Source organism: Microbacterium suaedae, from assembly GCF_003254645.1.
GTDB classification, from domain to species: domain Bacteria; phylum Actinomycetota; class Actinomycetes; order Actinomycetales; family Microbacteriaceae; genus Microbacterium; species Microbacterium suaedae.
In genome coordinates this window covers 34,770-60,131 of sequence record NZ_PNFD01000003.1, presented here as the reverse complement: position 1 = coordinate 60,131, position 25,362 = coordinate 34,770, and the positions used below count along the sequence as shown (strand labels likewise).

General features: G+C 69.7%; 25 protein-coding genes. 15 read left to right on the top strand and 10 right to left on the bottom strand.

Annotation, left to right across the window (positions count from 1 at the left end; translation table 11 throughout):
- The first annotated feature begins 1 nt into the window (after position 1).
- The 3 genes from C0012_RS09875 to C0012_RS09865 are packed head-to-tail and all read left to right on the top strand — an operon-like array spanning position 2 to position 3,158.
- A complete protein-coding gene (locus C0012_RS09875) occupies positions 2-1,537 on the top strand; it encodes a M81 family metallopeptidase (RefSeq protein ID WP_110589822.1) in 1,536 nt (511 codons plus the stop codon).
- Entirely contained in the window at positions 1,534-2,262 is a 729-nt protein-coding gene (locus tag C0012_RS09870; protein ID WP_110589821.1) for a copper homeostasis protein CutC, read from the top strand. Before C0012_RS09875 ends, C0012_RS09870 begins: the two co-directional genes overlap by 4 nt.
- Positions 2,259-3,158 carry an ROK family protein gene (locus C0012_RS09865; RefSeq protein WP_110589820.1) on the top strand — a complete coding sequence of 300 codons (900 nt, stop codon included), beginning with the start codon at positions 2,259-2,261 and terminating at the stop codon, positions 3,156-3,158. Before C0012_RS09870 ends, C0012_RS09865 begins: the two co-directional genes overlap by 4 nt.
- A gap of 154 nt (positions 3,159-3,312) precedes the next feature.
- Here C0012_RS09865 and C0012_RS09860 read toward each other — a convergent pair whose 3' ends face one another.
- From C0012_RS09860 to purS, 3 genes are all read right to left on the bottom strand, one after another.
- Positions 3,313-4,242: a 2-hydroxyacid dehydrogenase gene (locus tag C0012_RS09860; RefSeq protein ID WP_110589819.1), complete on the bottom strand. Its 930-nt coding sequence runs from the start codon at positions 4,240-4,242 to the stop codon at positions 3,313-3,315.
- 303 nt (positions 4,243-4,545) lie between these two features.
- Entirely contained in the window at positions 4,546-5,253 is a 708-nt protein-coding gene (gene purQ, locus C0012_RS09855; protein ID WP_110589818.1) for a phosphoribosylformylglycinamidine synthase subunit PurQ, read from the bottom strand.
- Positions 5,250-5,498, bottom strand: coding sequence for a phosphoribosylformylglycinamidine synthase subunit PurS (gene purS, locus C0012_RS09850; RefSeq protein ID WP_110589817.1), 249 nt, complete (start codon positions 5,496-5,498; stop codon positions 5,250-5,252). The genes purQ and purS overlap by 4 nt, the downstream gene beginning before the upstream one ends.
- A gap of 113 nt (positions 5,499-5,611) precedes the next feature.
- Here purS and C0012_RS09845 point away from each other — a divergent pair, with 113 nt between their 5' ends.
- Positions 5,612-5,959: a PLD nuclease N-terminal domain-containing protein gene (locus tag C0012_RS09845; RefSeq protein WP_110589816.1), complete on the top strand. Its 348-nt coding sequence runs from the start codon at positions 5,612-5,614 to the stop codon at positions 5,957-5,959.
- 9 nt (positions 5,960-5,968) lie between these two features.
- On the opposite strand, the gene C0012_RS09840 is transcribed toward C0012_RS09845, so the two are convergent.
- Entirely contained in the window at positions 5,969-6,433 is a 465-nt protein-coding gene (locus tag C0012_RS09840) for a nuclear transport factor 2 family protein (protein ID WP_456299248.1), read from the bottom strand.
- An 86-nt stretch (positions 6,434-6,519) separates the two neighbouring features.
- Between C0012_RS09840 and C0012_RS09835 the strand changes: the two genes are divergently transcribed.
- Entirely contained in the window at positions 6,520-7,059 is a 540-nt protein-coding gene (locus C0012_RS09835) for a TetR/AcrR family transcriptional regulator (protein ID WP_110589815.1), read from the top strand.
- Positions 7,060-7,193: 134 nt separating this feature from the next.
- Here C0012_RS09835 and zapE read toward each other — a convergent pair whose 3' ends face one another.
- Positions 7,194-8,306, bottom strand: coding sequence for a cell division protein ZapE (gene zapE, locus C0012_RS09830; protein WP_110589814.1), 1,113 nt, complete (start codon positions 8,304-8,306; stop codon positions 7,194-7,196).
- 186 nt (positions 8,307-8,492) lie between these two features.
- Between zapE and C0012_RS09825 the strand changes: the two genes are divergently transcribed.
- The 5 genes from C0012_RS09825 (at position 8,493) to C0012_RS09805 (ending at position 14,461) form a co-directional block, all read left to right on the top strand.
- A complete protein-coding gene (locus tag C0012_RS09825; RefSeq protein ID WP_110589813.1) occupies positions 8,493-9,836 on the top strand; it encodes an ABC transporter substrate-binding protein in 1,344 nt (447 codons plus the stop codon).
- Between the two features lie 94 nt (positions 9,837-9,930).
- Positions 9,931-10,953 (top strand): carbohydrate ABC transporter permease, encoded by a 1,023-nt coding sequence (locus C0012_RS09820; RefSeq protein WP_408631141.1) that lies wholly within the window; start codon positions 9,931-9,933, stop codon positions 10,951-10,953.
- Positions 10,950-11,867 (top strand): carbohydrate ABC transporter permease, encoded by a 918-nt coding sequence (locus C0012_RS09815; protein WP_110589811.1) that lies wholly within the window; start codon positions 10,950-10,952, stop codon positions 11,865-11,867. Before C0012_RS09820 ends, C0012_RS09815 begins: the two co-directional genes overlap by 4 nt.
- A 70-nt stretch (positions 11,868-11,937) precedes the next feature.
- Positions 11,938-13,347 carry a GH1 family beta-glucosidase gene (locus C0012_RS09810; protein ID WP_110589810.1) on the top strand — a complete coding sequence of 470 codons (1,410 nt, stop codon included), beginning with the start codon at positions 11,938-11,940 and terminating at the stop codon, positions 13,345-13,347.
- A gap of 100 nt (positions 13,348-13,447) precedes the next feature.
- Positions 13,448-14,461: a LacI family DNA-binding transcriptional regulator gene (locus tag C0012_RS09805; RefSeq protein ID WP_110589809.1), complete on the top strand. Its 1,014-nt coding sequence runs from the start codon at positions 13,448-13,450 to the stop codon at positions 14,459-14,461.
- 79 nt (positions 14,462-14,540) lie between these two features.
- On the opposite strand, the gene C0012_RS09800 is transcribed toward C0012_RS09805, so the two are convergent.
- Positions 14,541-15,893, bottom strand: a complete 1,353-nt coding sequence (locus C0012_RS09800; protein ID WP_110589808.1) for a uracil-xanthine permease family protein — start codon at positions 15,891-15,893, stop codon at positions 14,541-14,543.
- 90 nt (positions 15,894-15,983) lie between these two features.
- On the bottom strand, positions 15,984-16,547 hold the full coding sequence (locus C0012_RS09795; RefSeq protein ID WP_110589807.1) for a TetR/AcrR family transcriptional regulator: 564 nt from the start codon (positions 16,545-16,547) through the stop codon (positions 15,984-15,986).
- A gap of 86 nt (positions 16,548-16,633) precedes the next feature.
- On the opposite strand from C0012_RS09795, the gene C0012_RS09790 reads away from it, so the two are divergent.
- The gene (locus tag C0012_RS09790) at positions 16,634-18,901 is read left to right on the top strand and encodes a glycoside hydrolase family 3 C-terminal domain-containing protein (RefSeq protein WP_110589806.1); all 2,268 of its coding nucleotides are present in this window, start codon (positions 16,634-16,636) and stop codon (positions 18,899-18,901) included.
- Between the two features lie 83 nt (positions 18,902-18,984).
- Here C0012_RS09790 and C0012_RS09785 read toward each other — a convergent pair whose 3' ends face one another.
- Together C0012_RS09785 and C0012_RS09780 are read right to left on the bottom strand one after the other, a co-directional pair.
- Complete coding sequence (locus C0012_RS09785; RefSeq protein WP_110589805.1) at positions 18,985-19,863, bottom strand: phosphoribosylaminoimidazolesuccinocarboxamide synthase; 879 nt, start codon at positions 19,861-19,863, stop codon at positions 18,985-18,987.
- Positions 19,864-19,887: 24 nt separating this feature from the next.
- Complete coding sequence (locus C0012_RS09780) at positions 19,888-20,247, bottom strand: hypothetical protein (protein ID WP_110589804.1); 360 nt, start codon at positions 20,245-20,247, stop codon at positions 19,888-19,890.
- Positions 20,248-20,325: 78 nt separating this feature from the next.
- On the opposite strand from C0012_RS09780, the gene C0012_RS09775 reads away from it, so the two are divergent.
- Positions 20,326-20,775 (top strand): hypothetical protein, encoded by a 450-nt coding sequence (locus tag C0012_RS09775; RefSeq protein WP_110589803.1) that lies wholly within the window; start codon positions 20,326-20,328, stop codon positions 20,773-20,775.
- Positions 20,776-20,779: 4 nt separating this feature from the next.
- On the opposite strand, the gene purD is transcribed toward C0012_RS09775, so the two are convergent.
- A complete protein-coding gene (gene purD / locus C0012_RS09770; protein WP_110589802.1) occupies positions 20,780-22,045 on the bottom strand; it encodes a phosphoribosylamine--glycine ligase in 1,266 nt (421 codons plus the stop codon).
- 144 nt (positions 22,046-22,189) lie between these two features.
- Between purD and C0012_RS09765 the strand changes: the two genes are divergently transcribed.
- The 3 genes from C0012_RS09765 (at position 22,190) to C0012_RS09755 (ending at position 25,360) form a co-directional block, all read left to right on the top strand.
- Positions 22,190-24,460, top strand: coding sequence for a molybdopterin-dependent oxidoreductase (locus C0012_RS09765; RefSeq protein WP_110589801.1), 2,271 nt, complete (start codon positions 22,190-22,192; stop codon positions 24,458-24,460).
- 134 nt (positions 24,461-24,594) lie between these two features.
- Positions 24,595-24,951 carry a sterol carrier family protein gene (locus C0012_RS09760; protein WP_110589800.1) on the top strand — a complete coding sequence of 119 codons (357 nt, stop codon included), beginning with the start codon at positions 24,595-24,597 and terminating at the stop codon, positions 24,949-24,951.
- A gap of 46 nt (positions 24,952-24,997) precedes the next feature.
- Entirely contained in the window at positions 24,998-25,360 is a 363-nt protein-coding gene (locus C0012_RS09755) for a potassium transporter Trk (protein WP_232527873.1), read from the top strand.
- The last annotated feature ends 2 nt before the right edge of the window (positions 25,361-25,362 follow it).

Below are 25,362 nucleotides of genomic sequence, written 5' to 3'. Positions count from 1 at the left end.
CATGACGACCACCGCACCTCGCATCGCGATCGTCGGCATCGCGATCGAATCGAGCGCCTACGCCGCTCATCGCGCCGGCTATCGCGACTTCCCGGTGCTCACGGGCGACGCGCTGCTCGCGCGGTACGGCTTCCTCGCCGACGGGCAGCCGCTGCGGCGCGCAGCCGAGTGGATCCCCGTGTTCATGGCCCGGGCGATCCCGGGAGGCGCTGTGCTCCGCGAGGTGTACGAGGACTTCCGCTCACGCATCGTCGACGGTCTGCGCGCCGCGGTTGCCGAGGCCCCTCTCGACGGCGTCTACTTCGATATCCACGGCGCGATGAGCGTCGTCGGACTCGATGACGCCGAGGGCGACCTCGTCACGGCCGTGCGCGACGTCGTCGGGCCGGACACGCTGATGGCCGCGCCGATGGATCTGCACGGCAACGTCTCGGAGACGCTCGCGCTCGCTCTCGACCTCCCCACCTGCTATCGCCTCGCCCCGCACGAGGACGCCTGGGAGACGAAGGAGCGCACGGCCCGCGACCTCGTCGAGTGGATCCGCCGCGGCGACGCGCCGGTGCGGGCGTGGGTGCGCGTTCCGATCCTGCTGCCCGGTGAGAAGACGTCGACGCGCGTGGAACCGGCCCGGTCCCTGTATGCGCAGCTCGGCGGGGTCGCCGCGCAGGACGGGATCACCGACGCGGCGATCTGGATCGGCTATGCCTGGGCCGACGAACCCCGCTGCCACGCGGCCGTCATGGTGACGGGCGACGACGCCGAGGCGACCGTGCGTGAAGCCGAGCGGATCGCGGGCGAGCTCTGGGACGCCCGCGACGAGTTCTCGTTCGTCGGCCCGCCGGGATCCCTTGACGATGCTGTCGCGGCGGCGCTCGCGCACGTCTCGGATGGGGGCGCGCGCCCCTACCTCGTCAGCGACTCGGGGGACAATCCCGGGGCAGGCGGCTCGGGGGACGTGACGTGGACGCTCTCCCACCTCCTCGAGAAGCCCGAGCTCACGTCGGACGACGCGCCCGTGAGCTACGTCGCATCGATCTTCGATCAGGGGGCGATCGAAGAGCTGTTCGCCGCGCGGCCGGGCGACGTCGTCGATGTCGTCGCCGGCGCACGCGTCGACGACCGTGTCTCGGGCCCCGTGCGGATCCGCGGAACACTCGTCTCGCTCCACGAGGGTGATCCCGCAGCGGGGCGCATCGCCGTGATCCGAGTGGGCGGGATCCGCGCGATCGTCACGGAGCACCGCAAGGCCTTCCATGCGACGAGCGACTTCGAGGACATCGGTCTTCGCATACGCGACGCCGACATCGTCGTCACCAAGATCGGGTACCTCGAGCCGACGCTGTACGACGTCGCGGAAGGATGGACGCTCGCCCTCACACCCGGTCCCGTCGATCAGGATCTCGAACGGCTGGGGCACGAGCGGATCCGTCGTCCGATGTTCCCGTACGACGAGTTCGCGGAACGCCCCGATCTGTCGGCGGCGCTCCTGCAGGGGCGAGGGTACGTGCGCGGCGGGGCGCCGGAGGCATCCGCATGACCGCGTTCGAGCTCGCGGTCCAGGATCCGGCGGGAATCGCGGTCGCCGGCCGCGTGCGTCCCGACCGCATCGAACTCTGCACGGCGCTGAGCACGGGAGGCGTGACCCCGTCGGCCGCCCTGATCGACGCCGCCGTCGAGACGCAGGTGCCTGTGCATGTGCTCGTGCGGCCCCGGGAAGGCGGCTTCGAGTACGACGAGGCGGAACGCGCGGTCATCCTCTCCGACATCTCGCAGGCCGTCCGCCGCGGCGCCCAGGGGGTCGTGATCGGCGGGCTCGTCGGCGGAGCCGTCGACCTCGAACTCGTCCGGCGAGCGCAGGACGCGGCCGGCGGACGCGAGGTCACGTTCCATCGCGCAATCGACATGGCGGCCGATCTCGCTGCGTCGGTCGAGGCGCTCGCCGACGCGGGCGTCACGCGCATCCTCACCTCCGGAGGCGCCCCCCGCGCCGTCGACGCGCTCGAGATCCTGAGCGATCTCGCGAAGCGCACTGCCGGACGCATGCAGGTGATGGCCGGCGCGGGAGTGACCGCGCAGAACGCCGTCGCGATCGCCGAGTCCGGCGTCGACGCCGTGCATGCATCGGCGAAGCGCACAGTGACGGAGCGCTTCGCGGTCTCTCTCGGTGCGGGAGCACAGGCCGGAGTCTCGACGTCTTCGACGACGGACGAGGGCGAGGCTCGCGCGATCCGGGCAGCGCTGATGCGAGGCGCGAGCCTGTGACCCGTCTCGGAATCGACTATGGCGGCACGAAGACGAAGCTCATGCTCGTGTCCGATGAGGGGGAGATCGCCCGCGACACGGTATCGACGGGTGGGCTGCGGGCGCTCGGCGAATCGGTCGGCAACTTCCTCGAGCGCGCCGGAGCGACGCCAGCGTCCTTCGCGCTGACGGTGGCGGGAACCCTCGACCCGGCGACCGGTGTCGTCGGCCACAGCGCGAATCTTCCGTGGCTGAACGGGACCGCGCCGGCTGAGGTGCTCTCGAGCTCCCTCGGGGTTCCGGGCGTCGCTGTGCAGGACGGCGAAGCCGCGGCACTCGCCGAGGCGCGATTCGGAGCAGGTCGCGGTGGCGACGACGTCTTCGTCATCGCCCTGGGCACGGGAATCGCGGGCGCCCACGTCGTCGGAGGCCGCGTGCGGCGTGGCGCACACGGGGCGGCGGGGGAGATCGGCCACATGCGCACCACGCAGAGCGAGGTGGTCTGCTCGTGCGGGCAGCGGGGATGTCTCGAGACGGCGATCGGCGGATCCCAGCTGGCCGACCGCTGGCGAGATCACGGCGGGGCAGCCGGCACCGGGGCGAGTGCGCAGGACGTCGTCGCGGCGGCGCGTGCGGGGGACGGCGCGGCCGTCGCCGCTCTCGATGACGCCGCGCAGGCGCTCGCGCGTGCGCTTCTCGATGTGTGCGCGCTCATCGACCCGGGGCTCGTGGTCATCGGGGGCGGCGTCGCGCGATCGCCGGAGTGGACCGTGCAGCCGGCCGTCGCCGCGGCCGGTGCCGCGGCAACGTTCCATCGCCTCCCACCCATCGAACTCGCGACTCTCGGAGTGTGGGCGGGCGCCCGCGGCGCGGCCGAAGCAGCCGCCGGGGTGCCATCGGCCGTCAGCCGTGGGTGACGACGTTGGTGGAGTTCTTGCCGGGGGTGGCGGGGGCCGTCAGCCCTCGATGACGATGTTGGTGGAGTTCTTGCCGGGGGCGGCGGGCGTGCGTTCGGCCGTCAGCCTTCGATGACGATGTTGGCGGAGTTCTTGCCGGGGATGGCGGGGGCCGTCAGCCCTCGATGACGATGTTGATCGGGTTCTCGCCGCGCGCGAGGCGCGTGGCCTGGTCGGCGACGAGCTTCGCGATGCGGGGTCGCATGGCGCCCGAGAGACCGCCAGCGTGGGGCGTGATGAACACGCCGTCGAGCGTCCACAGAGGATGATCGGCCGGCAGCGGCTCGGGATCGAAGACGTCGCTCGCGACGCGGATCCGCCCCCGGCGCACGTGCTCCACGAGCGCATCGGTGTCGACGGTCGGGCCGCGTCCGACGTTCACGACGAGCGCACCGTCGGGCAGCGCGGCGAGGGCGGCATCGTCGATGAGGCGGTGCGTGGCGGATCCGCCCGGGAGCGCATTCAGCAGGATGTCGGCGCTCGCGAGCAGCTCACCGAGCTCGTCGATTCCGTGCACGTGCACGCCATCTTCCTCCCGGGCCCGCGACGCGACGGGGATGAGGTCGACCTCGAAGCCGCTCAGGCGTGCGGCGATTGCCTTCCCGACCCCGCCGTAGCCGAGAAGCACGACGCGACGGTCGGCGAGGCCGTCGGTCCAGCTCGGCTTCCACTCGCCGCGATCCTGGTTCCGCACGGAGTCCGCGAGCCCGCGCTGCGCCGTCAGCAGGAGGCCGATCGCGAGCTCGGCCGTCGCCGTCTCGTGCACACTCGAGGCGTTCGCGTAGGTGAGGCCGTCCGGCAGCACCTTGTCGACGCCGTCGTAGCCGATCGACTGCGCCTGCACGAGACGCGGGCGGAGCGCGGCGAGGGCACGTAGCGCCCGGCCCTGCTTCATATACGGCGGGACGACCATATCGGCACGGTCGCGCGGAGTCGCCTCGGTGCCGTCCCAGACGGCGATGTCGACGTCGAGCGTCGGGTCCATCAGCCCACGGACATCGTCGGCGAGCTGCTGCGTGGGAACGAGGAGCGTCAGATCGGTCACCCGCCCCAGGCTACCGGCGCCCTCTCATCACAACGCAGTCAATGTGGGGGTGCGCCGCCGGAATCTGGCCGTACAGGGCTGTTCGGGTGCAAATTGACTGCGTTGTGTTGAGGCGGGCGCTGGGGCGCTGGGGCTGCGCGGAGGCTTGCCCGCGCCAGTGCCAGCACAACGCAGTCGATATGGGGTCAGGCCACCGAGTTTCGGCCGAAGGGGGTCATCCGGCCGCAAATTGACTGCATTGTGTTGGAAGGCACCCACGCGGCAGCGCCCCGCCGAATCCGGCGGGGCGCTGCGAGGAGCGGGTCAGGCGGCCTGGGTGGCGAGCGCCGACACAGCGCTCTGGAAGAACCCGAGGCCGTCGACGCCGGAGCGCATCGCGGCGGGCGTGTTCGGACCGAAGCCCGGCTCGACCGCGTGCTCGGGGTGCGGCATGAGGCCCACGACGTTGCCACGCTCATTCGTGAGGCCGGCGATGTCGTTGAGGGATCCGTTGGGGTTGACTCCGCGATAGCGGAAGGTCACCAGGCCCTCGCCCTCGATGCGCTTGAGCGTCTCGGCGTCGGCCGTGAAGCCGCCGTCGGCGTTCTTCAGCGGGATGATGATCTCCTGGCCGGCGTCGAACGCGTTCGTCCACGCCGTGTCGGTGTTCACGACCTCGAGCTTCTGGTCGCGGCGGACGAACTGCTGGTGCGCGTTGCGGATGAGCCCTCCGGGCAGCAGGTGCGCCTCGACGAGCATCTGGAAGCCGTTGCAGATCCCCAGCACGGGCATCCCCCTGCCGGCGGCGTCCTTCACCTCGGACATGAGCGGCGCCAGGGCCGCGATCGCGCCCGCGCGCAGGTAGTCACCGTAGCTGAAGCCGCCCGGAAGGATCACGGCGTCGACGCCGTCGAGGTCGTGGGATCCGTGCCACAGAGCGACCGGCTCGGCGCCTGCGATCCGCACGGCGCGCTGCGCATCGCGGTCGTCGAGGGATCCCGGGAAGGTGACGACACCGATCCGCGCGGTCACTCGACCACCTCGATGCGCACGACGTCCTCGATGACCGAGTTCGACAGCACCTCGTCGGCGACCGTCTTCGCCTCGGCGAGCACCTCGTCCGTGACCTCGCCCTCGACGGTCATCTCGATGCGCTTGCCGATGCGCACGTTCTGGAAGCGGCCGTGGCCGAGCCGGTCGAGGGATCCGGTGACGGCCTTGCCCTGCGGGTCCAGCAGCTCGGCCTTGGGCATGACGTCGACGACGATGGTGGGCATGTGTGAGCTCCGGATGTCGCGGGCAGGTGTGCCCGTCGATTCTATCCGCCTCGCGGGCCGCTCCCATGCCCCGAGTCTGGCGCGGGTGCGGCCCGCGCCTCTACGATGCGGACATGCCGTTCCTGATCGCCGCCGTGAACCTCGCGCTCCTCATCGCGACGCTCGTCGACATCATCCGCCGCGACGACGCGAGTATCCGCTTCATGCCGAAGATGGTGTGGCTGATCGTTGTGATCCTCCTGCCGTTCATCGGCAGCCTCCTGTGGTGGATCCTCGGCCGCGAATATGCCCCGCGGCCGGTGCGATCGACGCGCTACCCGGAACGCATGGCGCCGCCGCGCCGGCCAGTCGACACACGCACGACCGAGCAGCAGCTCGCCGACCTCGAGCGTGAGGAGCACGAGGCGCGACTGCGCGAGGAGATCGCCCGGCGCAAGCGGCAGCGGGAGGGTGGCGAGTAGCCACGCTCATCACCACAGCGGAAGCGGCGTCCTGCGTTCCTCGTCGGTTCGTGCGCCGCGGATCCGTCGATCTTCGGCGGCGATCTCGACGTCGTTGATGCTCGCCTCGCGGCGTGACATCAGGCCGTCGGTGTCGAACTCCCACAGCTCGTTGCCGTAGCTGCGCCAGGTCTGTCCGTCGGCGTCGTGCCATTCGTACTGGAAGCGGACGGCGATGCGGTTTGAGGTGAATGCCCAGAGCTCCTTCCGCAGTGCGTAGTCCCGCTCGCGCTCCCATTTCCGTGTCAAGAAACTTACGATTTCGTCGCGCCCGCGGATGTGCATTTCTCGGTTGCGCCAAACGGAGTCGGGCGTATACGCGAGGGCGACGCGCTCGGGGTCGCGGGTGTTCCAGGCATCTTCCGCGCTTTGCACCTTGGCGGCGGCGGTCGTCGCGTCGAATGGGGGCAGCGGTGGGCGCTGTGTCGTCATCATGGTCCTCTCCGAGGGGAGAACGGTCGTTCTCGCCTCCGGCCGCTACCCTAGAGAATGACCGTTCTCTAGGTCAAGCGGAGGGGAATATGGACGAGGATCGCGAGGCGCTGCTCGGCGCGGCAGAGAACCTGTTCTATGAGCGCGGGGTGCAGTCCGTCGGGATGGATCGGATCCGCGACGCCTCAGGCCTGTCACTGAAGCGCATCTACGCGATCTGTCCGACGAAGAGCGATCTCGTCGTGGCCGTCCTGCGGCGTCGTGACGAGCGGTGGCGGGGCCGACTCGTCGCCTCGGTAGAGGTGCGACGGCCGGGCATCGACCGTGTGCTGGCGGTCTTCGACTGGTTGTACGAGTGGTCTCAGGAGAGTGACTTTCGCGGGTGCGCCTGGGTGAACGTCCATGGCGAGCTGGGCGGCACATCGCCCGAGGTCGTCGACGAGGTGCGGAAGCACAAGGCGGCATTCCGGCAACATCTCGCGGAGTGGGTAGACGGCGTCGCGGGGCTCGAGGCCGACGATGTGCACCTCCTTGCGGAGGGGGCGATCGTGACGGCGGGAGTCATGTCGGATCCTGCGCTCGTACTGAAGGCGAAGGACGCCTGTCGCCGTCTGGCCACTCTCTCCTGACCAGGCACCTCCTCGCGAGGCGTCAGGTCGACTCTGTGGCCGGCGCGCTCGAACCGGTGGTCGAGGCGACCCGCCTCCGGCACGAGGTGCGGAGTCTGCGTGATGCCCTCACCTCACGCGGATCCTGACGGTAGTCAGCTCAGCAGGCTCAGGCGGCTGACGAGGCGCGCGGCGTCGGGGCGTGAAGCGGCCGACTCGGCGAAGGTGCTGAACGGTACGGTTGCGCAGATCGTCGTCGGCACGTCGGTGTCGGTGAGGACGTCGATCGCGTTGATGAAGCGCTGCTGCGGTCCCGCCGGGGTGACGTTGAGGGGTGGGACGTCGAGGATGATCCAGCGGGGGAATCGGCGGGCCCAGTCGAGGTACTCGATCGTCGAGGTTGCCTGTGCGCAGAGTTGATCGAACGTGATCCAGAGCGCGTCGTCTGTGGCGGAGGTCACCGTGAACACGCGTTCACGCACCATGAGGGAGTTTGCGCCCGCCGGAGGATCGAGGCGCGTGGTCGTCCAGGATCCGCTGGCGAAGCCCTCACCGCAGGGCGCATCCCTGCGGTGATCGACCCCGCCGTCGAAGCGCACGTGGTGCATGTGCTGTTCGATGAGGCGGATCCCTGGTTCGGCGATGTGGTGCCAGACGGGGTCGGGCAGGAGTTCGGCCGGCGCGTAGTTCGACGTCGCGACGATGCGGATCCCGCGCTCGATCGTGTGCTCGAGCAGTCGCGTGAGCAGGCGTGCGTCGCCCGGGTCGTGGACGTGGAACTCGTCGAAGACGAGAAGTTCGGCGTCGCCGACGACGTCATCGAGTGCCTCGGTGATCGGATCCGCATCACGCGGCGTCGTTGCGGAATCCAGAACGTCGGTCGCGGACTCCGGGCCGGTCGTGATGACGACGGGAGCGGTGCCGGCGCGAGGGCCTGTGTCGCGCACGGCCGAGTCGGGGGTGGGTGTGGCGGTGAGCTCGGCGCGCATCCTGTCTTCGCGCCGGTGGCGGATCGCCGTCTGGCGGGCGAACACCGCGCGGTGCAGCTCGTCGAGGAAGCCGTGGAAGTGTATCCGCCGTTTCCTGTCGGTCGGGGCGTGCCGATAGCAGGCGTCCGCGATCCAGGATTTTCCGCGGCCGACGGGGCCGTGGAGGTAGATGCCCTGCTCGGAACCGGTCACGGCGTCGATGGCGGCGATCTGCCCGTCGTCGAGCGTGAAGCCGGCCGCCGCGGCGTCGGCGTGTATCCGCGAGCGGAGTGGGTGCATCCGTCCATCCTCGCCGACATCACGACGCAGTCAATTTGTGCGGGTCGCGGGGCGGGTGGCCCGGAACGACGGGCGGGCCCTCCGATCGCCGGCCGAATTGACTGCGTTGTGATGTGGAAGGCAGGAGCTTGACATCGTGGGAGCGCTCCCATTACTGTTCACTTCAGTCGTGGGAGCGCTCCCACGATGTCCCGCCACCACCACGAAGGAGTGGACACAGTGACCACACGCATCCTGCGCAAGACAGCCGCCGGCCTCGCCGCGACGGCGGCCGGAGCCCTCGTCCTCGCCGGCTGTTCCGCATCAGAGGGCGGAGCCGCCGAGGCAGACCCGAACGAGGACATCACCCTCACCATCACCACATTCGGCACCTTCGGCTACGAGGACCTGTACGCGGAGTACGAGGACGCTCACCCGAACGTGACGATCGAGGCCACGAACATCGATACGGGCGGTAACGCCCGCACCGACCTGTTCACCAAGCTCGCCGCCGGATCGGGCGCATCCGACATCGTCGCCGTCGAGGAGGGCTGGATCGGCGCCGTCATGGAGGTGTCGGATCAGTTCGTCGATCTCCGCGATCACGGGATCGAAGACCGCAAGGACGACTGGGTGCCGTGGAAGTACGACGGTGCGACGGATCCTGACGGACGTGTGATCGGCTACGGAACGGATATCGGGCCGACCGGCATCTGCTACAACAAGCCCGCCTTCGAAGCCGCCGGTCTTCCGACGGAGCGCGACGAGGTCGCGACGCTGCTCGAGGGCGACTGGGAGCACTACTTCGACGTCGGGCAGGAGTATTCCGACGACACCGGCAAGGCCTGGTTCGACCAGTCGGGCTTCGTCTGGAACTCGATGGTCAACCAGCTCGCCGAGGGGTACTACACCTCCGACGGCGCACTGAACGTCGAGGGCAACGACGAGCTGCGCGAGCGCTTCGACCTTCTCGCCGAGGCGGTCGCGGGCGGCCAGTCGGCCGCGCAGGCCGAGTGGGACTGGAACGGCGGCAAGTCGTTCGTCGACGGTACCTTCGCGACCTACGTGTGCCCGGGCTGGATGCTCGGTGTCGTGCAGGGGCAGGTCGAGGCCGGCGGCGGTGACGCCGACACCGGCTGGGACTTTGCCGATGTGTTCCCCGGCGGAGCCGGGAACTGGGGCGGCGCGTGGTTGTCGATCCCCGCGAGCAGCGAGCAGCAGGCCGCCGCGGCCGAGCTGGCCGACTGGCTGACGCAGCCCGAGCAGCAGGTCAAGCAGGCCGCTGCCGCCGGCAACTTCCCGTCGACCGTCGAGGCGCAGGAGACCCTCGCCGCCGACGCGACGCCGAACGAGTTCTTCGGCGGCGCCCCGACCGGCGCGATCCTCGCGGAGCGTGCGAAGGGCGTGCAGGCCCAGTTCAAGGGCCCGGATGACTCGGTCATCCAGGAGAACGTGTTCGGGCCTTCGCTCGACAAGCTCGACCGCGGCGAGGCCGACGCAGACGAGGCGTGGGACGAGGCGATCCAGCTGCTCGGCGACCTCGTCGAGTGACACTCCGCTGATCCGGTGCGCGCCGGGCCTCCAGCCCGGCGCGCACCGACCGTCGCCCGCCTTCCCGAGACGTGAGGATCCTCCCGACATGACCATGACCGACACGCCAGCGCCGCCGGCGACGGCACCCGCCGAACCCGCCGAACCGCCGCGCCCGTCGCTCCGCCAACGACTGTCGCGCTTTGACGTCAAGGCGTCTCCGTACCTCTACGTCTCGCCGTTCTTCCTCCTGTTCGCGCTCGTCGGGCTCTTCCCGCTCGGCTACACCGCGTGGGTCTCGCTGCACGAATGGGATCTGCTGAAGGGCCAGGGCGGCTTCGTCGGCTTCGGCAACTTCGTCGAGATCCTCGGCGACGGGATGTTCTGGAACTCGCTCGGAAACACCCTCAGCATCTTCGTCCTCTCGGCGGTCCCGCAGCTCGTCGTCGCGGTCGGCATCGCCTACCTGCTCGATCAGGGACTGCGCGCCGCAACGGTCTGGCGAATGGGCGTCCTGCTGCCGTTTATCGTGACGCCCGTTGCGGTCGCCCTCATCTTCTCGAGCATCTTCAACGAGGCCGATGGCCTCGCGAACAACCTCCTGAATCTCATCGGGATCGCCGACCTCGACTGGAAGCACGACACGTTCCTCAGCCACATCGCGGTCGCCACGATGGTCAACTTCCGGTGGACCGGATACAACGCGCTCATCCTCCTCGCGGCGATGCAGGCCGTTCCGCGCGATCTCTACGAGTCGGCCGCTCTCGACGGCGCCGGCAGCCTCCGGCGCTTCTTCTCGATCACGATCCCCACGATCCGTCCCACGCTGATCTTCGTCATCATCACGGCGACGATCGGCGGCCTGCAGATCTTCGCCGAGCCCAAGCTCTTCGACGCGTCGAGCGCGGGTGGCATCGGCGGATCCGATCGGCAGTTCCAGACGACGGTCCTGTTCCTCTGGGAGCTCGCCTTCTTCCGCCGCGATTTCGGCGAGGCGGCAGCCGTCGCGTGGCTGCTGTTCCTGGTGATCGTCGGCTTCGGCCTCGTGAACTTCCTGCTCTCCCGACGCATCGCCACGGGCGATGCGCCCAAACCGAACCGCAAGACTCGCCGCGCCTCGAAGGGATCCCGCCGATGACCACGCACACAGAGGGCGCCACGAAAGCCATCGTCACGGAGGGATCCACGGCCGACACGCGTCCGCCGCGCCGCCGCGCTCGGGGCGGCATCGCAGGGATCGGCAGCCGCCCGGGCTTCCTCGTGTACGGCCTGCTGTCCGCGTTCGTGCTCGGCAGCGCCTATCCGCTGTGGTGGTCCTTCGTCGTCGGCAGCGGCACGAACGCGACCCGCGGCGAGACCTTCCCGCTCGTCCCGGGCGGCAACTTCCTCGCCAATGCCGCGCGGGTGCTCGACGCGATCCCGTTCTGGCTCGCCCTCGGCAACTCGATCGTCGTCTCGTCGATCATCACGATCTCGGTCGTATCGTTCTCCACGCTCGCCGGCTATGCGTTCGCGAAGCTGCGGTTCCGCGGGCGCGACGGGCTCATGGTGTTCGTCGTCGCGACGATGGCCATCCCGACCCAGCTTGGTGTGATCCCGCTCTTCATGGTGATGCGCCAGTTCGGGTGGACGGGGACGATCGGAGCCGTCGTCATCCCCACCCTCGTGACGGCGTTCGGCGTGTTCTTCATGCGGCAGTACCTCGTCGACGTGATCCCGGACGAGCTGATCGAAGCTGCGCGCGTCGACGGCGCGAATCAGTTCCGCACCTTCCTCACGGTCGGCCTGCCCGCGGCGCGGCCCGCCATGGCGATCCTCGGGCTGTTCACGTTCATGACGGCGTGGACCGACTTCCTCTGGCCCATGATCGTCCTCAGCCCGCAGAACCCCACGCTGCAGACGGCGCTGAGCCAGCTGCAGTCCGGTTACTACGTCGACTACTCGATCGTGCTCACGGGCGCCGTCCTGGCGACGATCCCGCTGCTTGTGCTGTTCGTCGTCGCCGGCCGCCAGCTCATCAGCGGCATCATGGCAGGAGCGGTCAAGGGCTGACTCGCTCGATCGCACGCCCCCCGGCGTCGGGGAAGTCCTCCGCGCCGTTGCATCTCTCAGAAAGGCATTCATGACTCGCTCGTTTCCCGACGACTTCCTCTTCGGCGCCGCGACCGCGGCGTACCAGATCGAGGGCGCGGCGTTCGAGGACGGACGCACAGCCAGCATCTGGGATGCGTTCGCGCGCGTTCCCGGGGCCGTCATCAATGCCGACAACGGCGACATCGCGTGCGATCACTACCACCGCTCCGGTGAGGACGTCACCGTTATGAAGGACCTCGGGATCCAGGCATACCGCTTCTCGACGTCGTGGTCGCGCGTGCGGCCCGACGGTGGCGACGTGAACCAGAAGGGCGTCGACTTCTACTCGCGCCTTGTCGATCAGCTCCTCGAAGCCGAGATCCTGCCGTGGCTGACGCTCTATCACTGGGACATGCCGCAGGCGCTTGAGGAGATCGGCGGGTGGACCTCGCGGGACACCGTCGAGCGCTTCGTCGAGTATGCCGCGACGATGCATGATGCGCTGGGGGATCGCGTCGACATCTGGACGACGCTCAACGAGCCGTGGTGCGCCTCGTTCCTCTCGTACACGGCCGGCGCCCACGCGCCGGGGCGACAGAGCGTGCGCGACGGCCTGCTCGCGTCCCATCACCTGCTGCTCGCGCATGGCGCGACGGTCCGAGAGCTGCGTTCGCGCGATGCCGACCTCGATCTCGGCGTGACGCTCAACCTCACGGTCGCCGACGCCGCGGATCCGCAGAATCCGGCCGACGTCGACGCCGCGCGGCGCATCGACGGGCAGTTCAACCGCTGGTTCCTCGATCCGGTGTTCCGTGGATCCTTCCCCGACGACATCGTGGAGGACATCCGACGGGTCGATGCGGGCGCCGTCGATGAGTTCGAGGAGGCGGTGCGCCCCGGCGATCTCGAGACGATCTCGCAGCCGCTCGACTTCCTCGGCGTGAACTACTACCACGGCGAGTTCGTCGCGGGGCAGCCTGCTGCGGTGCCGCCCACGGGGGAGCAGGCCGCCACCGAGCGCCCCACGCGGTCGCCGTTCCCGTCTCATGAGGGGATCCACTGGCACGATCGCGGCCTCGACCGCACGGGCATGGGGTGGGAGGTGCAGCCCGAGGGGCTCACGCGCCTGCTTGAGCGCGTGGCGGGCGACTACGAGGTGCCTCCGCTGTATGTCACGGAGAACGGCGCCGCGTATGACGATGAGCTCGTGGGCGGATCCGTCGACGACGTCGAGCGCGCCGCGTTCGTCCGCGCGCACGTCGCGGCCGTCGCCGATGCGATCGATCGCGGCGTTGACGTGCGCGGATACTTCTACTGGTCGTTGCTCGACAACTACGAGTGGGCGTGGGGATACGAGAAGCGATTCGGCATCGTGCGCGTCGACTACGACACGCAGGAGCGCACCGTCAAGCGCAGTGGGCGCGAGTACGCGTCGATGATCGCGGCCCGCGCCGTGTGACGGGGTCGCGGCGCCGACAGGGAGCCCCCTCGGCGCCGGGCGCGGCGTCATCGCGGCCGCGCGTGGGGAATGATGGATCCACGGCGCGAAGGAGGGCGACATGAGCAGGACGACGGACACGGGGGCGGCGACGCTCGAACAGGTCGCGGTGCGCGCGGGTGTGTCGCGATCGACGGTGTCGCGCGTCGTCAACGGCGGCGCTCGCGTGAGCCCCGACGCGCTCGCCGCGGTCGAGGCGGCGATCGCCGAGCTGAACTACGTGCCCAATCGGGCCGCGCGGTCGCTCGCGTCTCGCCAGACCCATGCGATCGCGCTCGTCGTTCCGGAGGATACGACGCGCTTCTTCGGCGATCCGTACTTCTCGTCGATCGTCGCGGGCATCAACGACCGGATCTCCGCGTCGCCGTACATGCTCGGCCTGTTCATCGCGTCGAGCGACCCCGACGACAAGGCCACCAACTTCGTCTCCTCCGGAAGCGTCGACGGCGCGCTGATCGTCTCCCACCACACGAGCGACGAGTACGTCCGACGGATCGCGCGTTCGACGCCCGTCGTCTACGGTGGACGCCCGATCGGGGTGACGCCGGACGACTACTGGGTCGATGTCGACAACGTCGCGGGAGGCCGGCTCGCGATGCGGCACCTCGTCGAGCGCGGATGCCGCCGCGTCGCGATCATCACGGGGCCGGACGACATGCTCGCCGGCATCGACCGGCTCCGCGGATCCCGGGAGGTGCTCGAGGAGGCCGGTCTCGACCCCGTCGGCATCCAGAACGGTGAGTTCTCGTCGGCGGGCGCCGCGAAGGCGATGGAGCGGATCCTCGAAAGCGGCGCCCGCCCCGACGCGATCTTCGTCGCGAGCGATCTCATGGCGCGCGGCGCGCTCAGCGTGCTGGCGCGGGCCGGGATCCGCGTGCCCGAGGACATCGCGATCGTCGGCTTCGACGATTCGCCCGTCGCGTCGAGCGTCGTGCCGCCACTGACGACCGTGCGGCAGCCGTCGCGCGATCAGGGGGCGGCGATGGCCGACGTGCTGCTGCGCCTGCTCGGCGGCGAGGATCCACCCAACGAGAATCTGCTTCCTCTCGAGCTGGTCGTCCGCGAGAGCGCATAGCAACTCGCCTCATACGACGATCGCCCGCCGCTTCCCTTGAGGAAGTGGCGGGCGATCGTCATCTGAACGGGGCCGGAGCTCAGTTCTCCGGGTCGCCGCCGATCTGACCGACGGCCGGGATGGGTCCGCCGTCATCCGCGCCCGATCCGCGCAGGCGTGCAACGAAGTTGCCGACGTGATAGATCACGAGCGCGGCGACGGTGCCCAGCACGATGCCGCCGAACTCGAACGCCTCGATGTGCATGGTGAACCCCGCGATCCCGACGACGAGCGACACAGCCGCCGTGTACTGGTTGACGGGGCGCGAGAAGTCGACGCGATTGTCGACCCAGATCTTGATGCCGATGATCCCGATCAGGCCGTACAGCGCGGTCGTCACGCCGCCGAGCACGCCCGGCGGGATCGAGTTGAACACGGCGCCGACCTTCGGCGAGAACGCGAGCAGGATCGCGGCGAAGCCCGCGACCCAGTACACGGCCGTCGAGTAGACCCGGGTCGCGGCCATGACGCCGATGTTCTCGCCGTAGGTCGTCGTGCCGGATCCGCCGCCCGCGCCCGCGAGGCCCGTGGCGAGGCCGTCGGCGATGAGCGCGCGCCCCGTGTAGCGGTTGACGTCGGACGAGGTCATGGTCGCGACGCCGCGGACGTGGCCGACGTTCTCGGCGACGAGCACGAGCACGACGGGCAGGAACATCGCGAGAGTCGACCAGGTTCCGGGTGCCGCGAAGTCGGGCACGTGGAACTCGGGCAGGCCGATCCACGCCGCCTGGCTGATTGCCTCGGCCGGCGTGAGACCCGTCACGGCGTTGGGGACGCCGAAGGCGCCCGTGGCGGCGCTGTAGACATAGCCGACGATCACGCCGAGGAAGATCGAGATGCGCCCGAGGAAGCCCTTGAACAGCACGGCGAAGAGGATCGTCGCGGCGAGCGTGATCGTCGCGGCGATCGGATCTGCCTCGAAGTTGCTCCACGCGGTCGGCGCGAGGTTGAAGCCGATGAGGGCGACGATCGCCCCCGCGACAACGGGAGGCATGAGGGCATCGACCCACTTCAGCCCTGCCACCTGCACGACGACGCCGACGATCGCGAGCAGGACGCCGACGGCGACGATGCCCGCGAGAGCGGATCCGATCGCCCCGGACGCCGTGGCCGCCGTGATCGGCGCGATGAACGCGAACGACGATCCGAGATAGCTCGGCAGGCGGTTGCCGGTGATGATGAGGAAGAGGATCGTGCCGATCCCCGAGAACAGCAGCGTCGTCGGCACGGGGAAGCCCGTGAGGGTGGGGACGAGGAACGTGGCGCCGAACATCGCGACGACGTGCTGCACGCCGATCGCGATCGTTGCGGGCCAGTTCAGGCGTTCGCCGGGGGCGACGACCTTTCCGGGGGCGACGTCTCGCCCGTTGCCGTGCAGTGTCCAACCGAACATGCGGATCCCTTCGTGCCGTGGACCGCGCATGCGGCCTCGACTACGTTACCGGGGTCCGGATCCGCGAGCGTTCAGAAGGCGCGACGCGGCTCAGGGACGCAGTCCCTCGAAGAACGCGCGCAGGGGCTCCGTCATGTCGACGTGCGGATCCAGGAGGAACTGGGTCTGCAGGCCGTCGGCGAGGGCGATGATCATCGTCGCCGTGCGGTCGGCGTCGATGTCGGCGCGGACGGATCCGGCGCGTTGTCCGTCGGCGAGCGCCTTCGCGAAGACCGCGCGCAGGCGCGCGAAGCGGTCCGCGAAGTACGCGCGGGCCGGATGGGCGGGATCCGCGGCCTCGACGGAGAGCTGCGCATACAGCTGGACGAGGCCGGGAACCTCGGCGTTGTGCGCGACGATGCGGAGGAGATCGTCGAGGAGATCGCTCGTCTGCCCGACGGCGTCGACCTCGTCGCGCTTCATCAGCACGGCGGTGAACAGTTCGTCCTTGCTGCCGAAGTAGTGCAGCAATCCGGCTTGGCTGAGCCCGACCGCGTCGGCGATCTCCCGCACCGACGCGCCGCGGTAGCCGTGCGTCGCGATGACGTCGAGCGCGACCTGCAGGATCTCCTCGCGCTTGGCGATGCCCTTCGCGTACGCGCCTCGCTGTGCCATGCCTCGATTAAAGCCGAACGACACTTGTTTTTCAAAGTCAAACGTCATACGGTTTTCACGTTCGCACCTCGACCCGACGGAGAGTCATGACCAGCACACCGTTCCCGGACATCTCGGACCTCACCCTCGAAGAGAAGGCCGCGCTCACGAGCGGGCTCGACTTCTGGCGTCTGAAGGCCATCGAGCGCCTCGGCGTGCCGAGCATCATGGTCACGGACGGGCCGCACGGCCTGCGCAAGCAGGCGGGGGAGAGCGACCACCTCGGGCTGAACGACAGCGTGCCCGCCACCTGCTTCCCGCCGGCGGTGGGGCTCGGATCCTCGTGGGACCCCGAGCTTGCGCGCCGCGTCGGCGAGGCGATCGGGCGCGAGGCCGCGATCGAGGACGTCGCGGTCGTGCTCGGCCCCGGAGTGAACATCAAGCGCTCGGTGCTCTGCGGGCGCAACTTCGAGTACTTCTCCGAGGATCCGATCCACGCCTCCGATATGGGATCCGCGATCGTGCGCGGTATCCAGTCGAACGGCGTCGGCACCTCCCTCAAGCACTTCGCCGCCAACAACCAGGAGACCGACCGCATGCGGTCGTCGAGCGACATCGACCCGCGCCCGCTGCGCGAGATCTACCTGCGCGCGTTCCAGGGCGTCGTCGAAGACACGCAGCCGTGGACGGTGATGTGCTCGTACAACCGGGTCAACGGCGTCTACGCATCGGAGGATCCCTTCCTCCTCACGCAGGTGCTGCGGGACGAGTGGGGCTTCGAGGGTCTCGTCGTCAGTGACTGGGGCGCGTCGAACGTGCGCATCGACGGGATCCGCGCGGGAATGGACCTTGAGATGCCCACCTCGGGCGGGATCACCGATCGTCAGCTCGTCGAGGCCGTGCAGAACGGCACGCTCGACGAGGCCGAGCTCGATCGCTCCGCCGCGCGCGTCCTGGATCTCATCCGCCGGGCGAACGAACGCGCCGCGGTGGAGGGGGTGCTCGACGTCGACGCCCATCACGCGCTCGCTCGCGAGGCCGCGGCGCGCTCGATCGTGCTGCTGAAGAACGACGGCGGCGCGCTGCCGCTGCGTCCCTCGCAGAAGATCGCCGTGATCGGCGAGTTCGCCGAGAACCCGCGATTCCAGGGCGGCGGTTCGAGCCACATCCACCCCACGCGCGTCGATGTCGCGCTCGAGAAGATCCGCGAGGTGGCGGGCGACGTCACCTACGCTCCGGGATACGTCCTCCCGCCGGCGCCCGAGGGCATCGGCATGAGCGGAGCGAAGGCCCCGAAGCCCGCACCTGAGAAGCTGCAGTCGCTGCGGGATGAGGCCGTCGCTGCCGCATCGGGCGCCGACGTCGCGGTCGTGTTCCTGGGGCTGCCGGACGAGGACGAGTCGGAGGGCTTCGACCGCGATCACATCGACCTCCCCGCCGAGCAGCTCGCGCTCCTCGACGCCGTCGCCGAGGCGAATCCGAACGTCATCGTCGTGCTGTCGAACGGCGGCGTGGTCGCGCTGCCCTTCGCCGACAAGGTCCCCGCGATCCTCGAGACCTGGCTGCTCGGGCAGGCAGGCGGCGCCGGCACGGCCGACGTGCTCTTCGGATCCGTCAACCCCTCGGGGCGTCTCGCCGAGACCTTCCCCTACCGGCTCGAGGACACCCCCGCCTTCACGTCGTTCCCCGGCGAGGCGCAGCACGTGCGGTACGGCGAGGGGCTCTACGTGGGCTATCGCTGGTACGACGCACGCAAGATGGACGTTGCCTTCCCCTTCGGGCACGGACTGTCCTACACGACGTTCTCCTACGGCGAGCCGCGCGCGGTCGCGAACGCCGAGGGGGGAATCGACGTGACCGTCGACGTGACGAACACCGGATCCGTCGCGGGGCGCGAGGTCGTGCAGGCATACGTGTCGCGTCCGGGGTCCGCGGTCGAGCGCGCGCCGCGCGAGCTCAAGGCCTTCGCGAGCGTCGAGGTGCAGCCGGGCGAGACCGTGACCGTGCCGCTGACCGTGCGCAGCCGCGACCTCGCCTACTGGGAGACGCGCGTCGACGAGTGGATCCTCGAGCCGGGTGCCTACCGCGTCGAGATCGGCGCGTCGAGCCGGGATCTGCGCGGCGAGGCGACCGTCGACCTCGAGGGCGACGACCTCGTCGTTCCCCTCACCCGCGACTCCTCGATCGGCGACGTCGTGGCGCACCCCGTGGCCGGCCCCATCGCGCGCGAGGAATTCCGGAAGACGCAGTTCGGCCAGATGCTCTTCACGGAGGACGGCGTCTCGGCGATGGGCGGCGCGATGCCGCTCGGACGCCTCGTGAGCTTCGGCGTCGACGAGAAGCTCGTCGAGCGGATCCTCACCGCGGGCGCCTGACGCCCCACGAATCCACAAGTCTTCGCCGAGTCCGCTGCAATTCGCGGCGGACTCGGCGAAGACTTGCGGACTTGGCGGCGGCGCTACGCCGTCATGCGCGTCAGCAGCTGCTCATAGCGGGCGACGGTGCGGGCGATCACGTCGGCCGGGAGGCGGGGCGGCGTGCCCTGCTTGTCCCAATTCGCCGCGAGCCAGTCGCGCACGATCTGCTTGTCGAAGCTCGCCATGCGCTCGGCGGGGGCGGATCCGTTCTCCCACGCCGCGCGATCCCAGTACCGCGACGAGTCGCTCGTGAGCACCTCATCGGCGATCCGCAGCACACCGTCCTCATCGACGCCGAACTCGAACTTCGTGTCGGCGAGGATCAGTCCCTTGGCCTCGGCCGCCCTGGCGGCCCGCGAGTAGATCGCGAGCGACGCGTCGCGGAGCTCGGCCGCGCGATCGGCGCCGACGAGCTCGACCGTCTTCTCGAACGAGATGTTCTCGTCGTGCTCGCCGAGCGGAGCCTTGTACGCGGGCGTGTAGATCGGCTCGGGCAGGCGGTCGCCGTTCGAGAGACCCTCGGGGAGGGGGATCCCGCACACGGTGCCGCTCTCCTGGTATTCGGCCCAGCCGGATCCCGTGATGTAGCCGCGCACGACGCACTCGATCGGCAGCATGTCGAGCGAGCGCACCACCATCGCGCGATCGGCGACCAGGGCAGGTGGCCCTTCGCCCGTGAGGTGGTTCGCAATCGGATCCCCGCCGTCGGCGCCCGCGAGCTGACCGAACCACCACGTGCTGAGCGAGGTGAGCAGGGCGCCCTTCCCGGGGATCCCCGGTTCGAGCACGTGATCGAAGGCGCTCACGCGATCGCTCGCGACGACCAGCATCTTGGCGGATCCGTCCGCGGGCCGATACAGATCACGCACCTTCCCGGAATAGACGTGGTTCCAACCGGGGATGCGGGGTGCGTCGCTCATCCATCCATTATGGCGACGGCACCGCTACGCGTGCACGACACGGATCCAGCTCAGCGCCGTGCCCTTGGCGGTCGCGAAGCGGAAAAGGTGCGCGAAGTGCGTCGTGTCGGATCCGCGGGTCCAGGATCCGCCCGCGGCACCCTCCTTGCCGTGCGTGACGGCCATGTCGAGGTGGGCGCGGGTGAGGTCGCCCCGGATCCGAAGGAGCTCGGCGGTCACCTCCTCGATGCCGCTGAGCGTGCGCGCGCCGATCTCGAGGACGACGTCAGCCGTCAGGACCACCCGCACCCCGTTCTCGTCGCCGACGGCGAGCGCCCCCTCCCATTCGGCGAGCAGGGTGTTCTTTGGCGAGTTGCCGCAGTTCTCGACGCCCGTGAGCTCCATGGCGTCAGGGTACCGACTTATCCACAGGCGCGGGTCGGGGGTGGACAGAGCGGAGCGCGCCTTCGATAGCGTCGCGACATGAGCGATCCGACGCCGACCGAGACGCCCCGTCGCCTGCGCCCGTGGGGCACCTGGATCGCCCTGTTCGCGATGTGGGCGGTCGCGTTCCCGATCGGGCCCGTCGTGACGATCGTGTGGCCCGACGTCGTGTTCGGGCTGCTCTACCTCGGCGTCTTCGCGTTGCCGATCTTCTGGGCAGTGTCGGCGGCGGCCGTCGTCGGGGTGGGTGGGTTCCTGCATCACCGATTCCGGCTGTTCCGGCGCCCGTGGGTGCTCTTGCCGACGATGGCGTTCGGCCTTGCCGTGCTCACATCCCTCTGGTTGTGGGAGCAGGCGAGCGGCGAGAAGGAGACGCTGCGCTTCATCGGCATCGTGTTCCTGCTCGCCGCCGCCGGAGCGAGTGTCGGTCTGCTCGTGACCCTGACGATCGCGGCCGCACGCTTCGCGTTCGCCCGGTACAACCCCTGATCCGCTACGCCACGCGGGCCGCGATATCGGTGCGGAACTGTCCGCCCTCGAGGCCGATGCGGTCGATCGCCGCGTAGGCGCGTTCGCGGGCCTCGGCAAAGGTGGATCCGAGCGCCACGACGTTGAGCACGCGGCCGCCCGTGGCGATGAGGCGGTCGCCGTCGTGTGCGGTCGCGGCGTGGGTGACGTGCACGCCCTCGATGCTCTCGGCGTCGTCGAGGCCGGTGATCTCGCGGCCCGTGACCGACGACGCAGGGTACCCCTCGCTCGCGAGCACGACCGTCACGGCGACGTCGTCGCGGAAGCTCGGGGCGGGTTCGTCTTCGAGCGTGCCGTTCGCCGCCGCCATGAGCAGGCCCGCGAGGGGCGTCGTGAGGCGCGGGAGCACGATCTGCGTCTCGGGGTCTCCGAAACGGGCGTTGAACTCGATAACCCGCACGCCCTGCTCGGTGATGATGAGACCCGCGTACAGCAGGCCAATGAACGGCGAGCCGTCGCGGTCGAGCTCGCGGACGACGGGCTTCGCGATCTGCTCGGTCACCTCGTCGACGAAGCCCTGCACACTGCCGAAGCGGTCGGCGAGCCAGGGGAGGGGCGAGTAGGCACCCATGCCGCCCGTGTTCGGGCCCTCGTCGCCGTCGAGGGCGCGCTTGAAGTCCTGCGCGGGCGTCAGCGGACGCACGGTGTCGCCGTCGCTGAGGAAGAAGAGCGAGACCTCGGGGCCCGAGAGGAACTCCTCGACGAGGACGGAACCCTTCGGCAGATAGGTCTCGGCGTGTGCGAGGGCGGCGTCGCGGTCGTCGGTGACGATGACGCCCTTGCCCGCCGCGAGCCCGTCGGCCTTGACGACGTAGGGAGCGCCGAACTCGTCGAGCGCCGCGACCGTCTCCGCGATCGTGTGGGCGTGCGTGGCGCGCCCCGTCGGAACGCCGGCGTTCTGCATGATCCGCTTCGCGAAGGCCTTGGATCCCTCGAGCTGCGCCGCCTGCTTCCCCGGTCCGAAGGCGGGGATCCCGCGCTCCCGCAGGGCGTCGGCGACGCCCTCGACGAGCGGTGCCTCGGGCCCGATCACGACGAGGTCGACGTCGTTCTCCTGGGCGAACTCGGTGACGGCGCGCGGGTCGAGCATGTCGACGTCGACGAGTGTCGCATGGCGTCCGATCCCCGCGTTTCCGGGAGCCGCGAGAATCTCGTGGCGCTCGCTGTCGGAGCGGAGGGCGAGGACGAGGGCGTGCTCACGTGCGCCGGAGCCGAGGACGAGGATCTTCACGCGTCCAGGGTACCCGCGCTGCACGACGACGCCATTTTTCGCCGGAACCGTGCGACACGCCGCGCTTTCTGTCTCCGGACGCCCGAATTGGCGTCGTTGTGCATCAGGGACAGCGCGGGGTGGGGTGGGGCGGACAATGGAGACATGAGTGGGGCAACGGAATCGGTCATGCACAGCGCCCACTGGGGTGCCTTCCGGGCGCGCGTCGAGGGCGGTCGCGTCGTCGAGGCGGTTCCCTTCGAAGGGGATCCCGACCCCGTCGATCTGCTCGGATCCGTGGCCGACGTCGTCCACGCTCCCAATCGCGTCGCGCGCCCGGCGGTCCGCCGCGGGTGGCTCGAGGGCCGATCTCGAGCCGAATCGCCGCGCGGCCGGGACGAGTTCGTCGAGGTCTCGTGGGACGAGGCGATCGATCTCGTCGCGCGCGAGCTCACCCGAGTGCGTGCGGAGCACGGATCCGAGGCGATCTTCGGCGGATCCTACGGCTGGGCCAGCGCCGGACGCTTCCACCACGCGAAGACGCAGCTGGCGCGCTTCCTTTCGGCGACGGGCGGATACACGAGCCACGTCGGCACCTACAGCTTCGGCGCCTCCTCGGTCATCCTGCCGCGCGTGCTCGGCTTCGACGCCAACACGAGCGACTCGCACTCTTGGGAGGACATCGCGGAGCACACTGAGACGTGGCTCATGCTGGGCGGCGTGCCGACCCGCAATATGAAGGTCGACTCGGGAGGAGTCGGCGCGCATCGCGGTGCGCGGGGGCTCGCGCGGGCGCTCGCCGCGGGGGTGCGGGGGATCAACGTCAACCCGATCCGCGACGAGGCACCGGACGGCGTGGAGTGGCAGCCGATCCGCCCCGGAACCGATGTTGCGCTGCTCATCGGCCTCGCCCACACGCTCCTCGTCGAAGATCGTCACGATCGCGCGTTCCTCGATGCCTATACGACGGGGTTCGACCGCTTCGCGTCCTACCTGACGGGCGAGGATGACGGCGTCGCGAAGGATGCGGAGTGGGCCGCGGGCATCACGGGCATCGCGGCCGAGAGGATCCGGGGGATCGCCCGAGACATGTCCGTCACCCGCACCCTCATCACGACGACGTGGTCGCTGCAGCGGGCAGAGCACGGCGAACAGCCGTACTGGATGACGGTCGTCCTCGCGGCGATGCTCGGCGGGATCGGCCGGCCCGGGGAGGGCTTCGCGTTCGGCTTCGGTTCGACCGACGGCATCGGATCCGCGTCGCAGCGCTTCCGGCCGCCGTCGCTCACGAAGGGCGCCAACCCGCTCGCGGGGCGCGAGATCCCGGTCGCCCGCATCGTCGACGCGCTCGAGGAGCCCGGCGGATCCTATGACTTCGACGGCGAACGGCGCACCTATCCGGAGATCCACCTCATCTACTGGGCGGGCGGAAACCCGTTCCATCATCACCAGGATCTCGGTCGTCTCTCCGCGGCGTGGCAGCGGCCCGACACGGTGATCGTTCACGAGCCGTGGTGGACGCCGACCGCCAAGCATGCCGACATCGTGCTGCCCGCGACGACGTCTCTCGAACGTGACGACATCGCGGCGACGTCGAGCGACGGCTGGATCGTCGCGATGAAGCGCGCCGTGGATCCCCTCGGTGAGGCGCTCGACGACGCCGAGATCTTCCGGCGGCTCTCGGCCGCGCTCGGCGTCGAGGCGCCGTACCGCACGGTCGACGACGCGCTGCGCGAGATGTACGACGCCGGGCGCGCGTCGGCGGCCGGCATCGGCCTGGAGCTGCCGCCCTTCGAGGAGTTCTGGGACAGCGGATCCGTCGAGCTGCCCCGCATCACCCCGCGGAATCCGCTCGCTCGGCTTCGCGCGGGCGAGCCGCTGGGCACGCCGAGCGGCCGGATCGAGATCTTCTCCGAGACGATCGACGGCTTCGGCTACGACGATTGCGGCGGGCATCCGACGTGGATGCCGCCGCGCGAGTGGGAGAACGCCGGGGAGCATCCGCTGCACCTCATCTCGCATCAGCCGTCGACGCGGCTGCACAGTCAGCTCGACGGCGGATCCGTCAGCCGTGCCGCGAAGATCCGGGGCCGCGAGGCCTGCCGGCTGTCGGCGGCAGACGCGGCCGCGCGCGGCATCCGTGAAGGCGACATCGTGCGGATCCGCAACGCCCGCGGATCCTGTCTCGCGGGCGCGACGGTGACGGATGCGGTGGCGCCCGGCGTCGTCGTGCTGCCGACGGGCGCCTGGTTCGACCCGGATCCGGTCACGGGAATCGAGCGGCATGGGAACCCGAACGTGCTCACGGCTGATCGCGGCACGTCGAAGCTCGCGCAGGGATCCACCGCCCAGACGACCCTGGTCGAGGTCGAGCGCTTCGACGGCGAGCTCCCGCCCGTCGAGGCGTTCGATCCGCCCCGCATCGCGGGCCGCTGACCGGCGGCGGTGTCGGCGTGCCGCTCTGCACAACGACGCCAATTCTGTGCAGCGAGGTCCCGAGTGCGGCGTGTCGGGGTGGTCAGGCCAGGAATTGGCGTCGTTGTGCAGGTCCGACGCGGGAAGATGGGCCCATGCCCCGGAAGATCGACACTGCCGACGGGCGGGATGCCGTCCGCGCAGTCCAGGACGCACCGTCCCCCGCGCGAGCCGAGCTCGCGACTGCCGTGCGCTATCTGCTCCAGCTGCTCGAGGAGCGGGCGCCGGGGAAGAGCGTCGAGGTGCGCGTGCCGCCGTTCGGTGCCGTGCAGGTGATCCAGGGGCCGGCCCACTCGCGCGGAACGCCGCCGAACGTCGTCGAAACGGATCCGCGGACGTGGGTCGCGCTCGCGACGGGCGCGACGACGTGGGCCGAGCAGGTCGCGGCCGGGCGCATCACCGCATCCGGGACGCGCGCTGACATCTCGGACCTTCTTCCCGTGAGGTGGTGAGCGAACGTCCCGATCCTTCACAGTGTTCGGGTGCGACAATGGGGCCATGGACGGGAAGAGTGATCAGCGCTCGGGCGAGGCCGTCGAGGGCGCGCCGCACGTGACCCGCGTCCCCGAGTCGTCCGTGAGTATCCGGCGCTCGCCGAAGTACGGCACCTTCACCGCCCTTGGTGTGGCGCTCGGCATCGTTGCCGCGCTCATCCTCACGACGGTCTTCGACGGGACGAGCCATCCGAGCCCGTTCACCGAGGTGAGCTACTCCCAGACGCAGGCGTTCGGCTTCATTCTCCTGTGGTGCGTCCCCGCCGGGATCGCCCTCATGATGATCCTCGCCCTGATCCTCGACAAGGCCGTGTCGCGCAAGTTGCGGCACGCGACCGTCCGGGTCGATCAGATCGACGAGCGCTGATC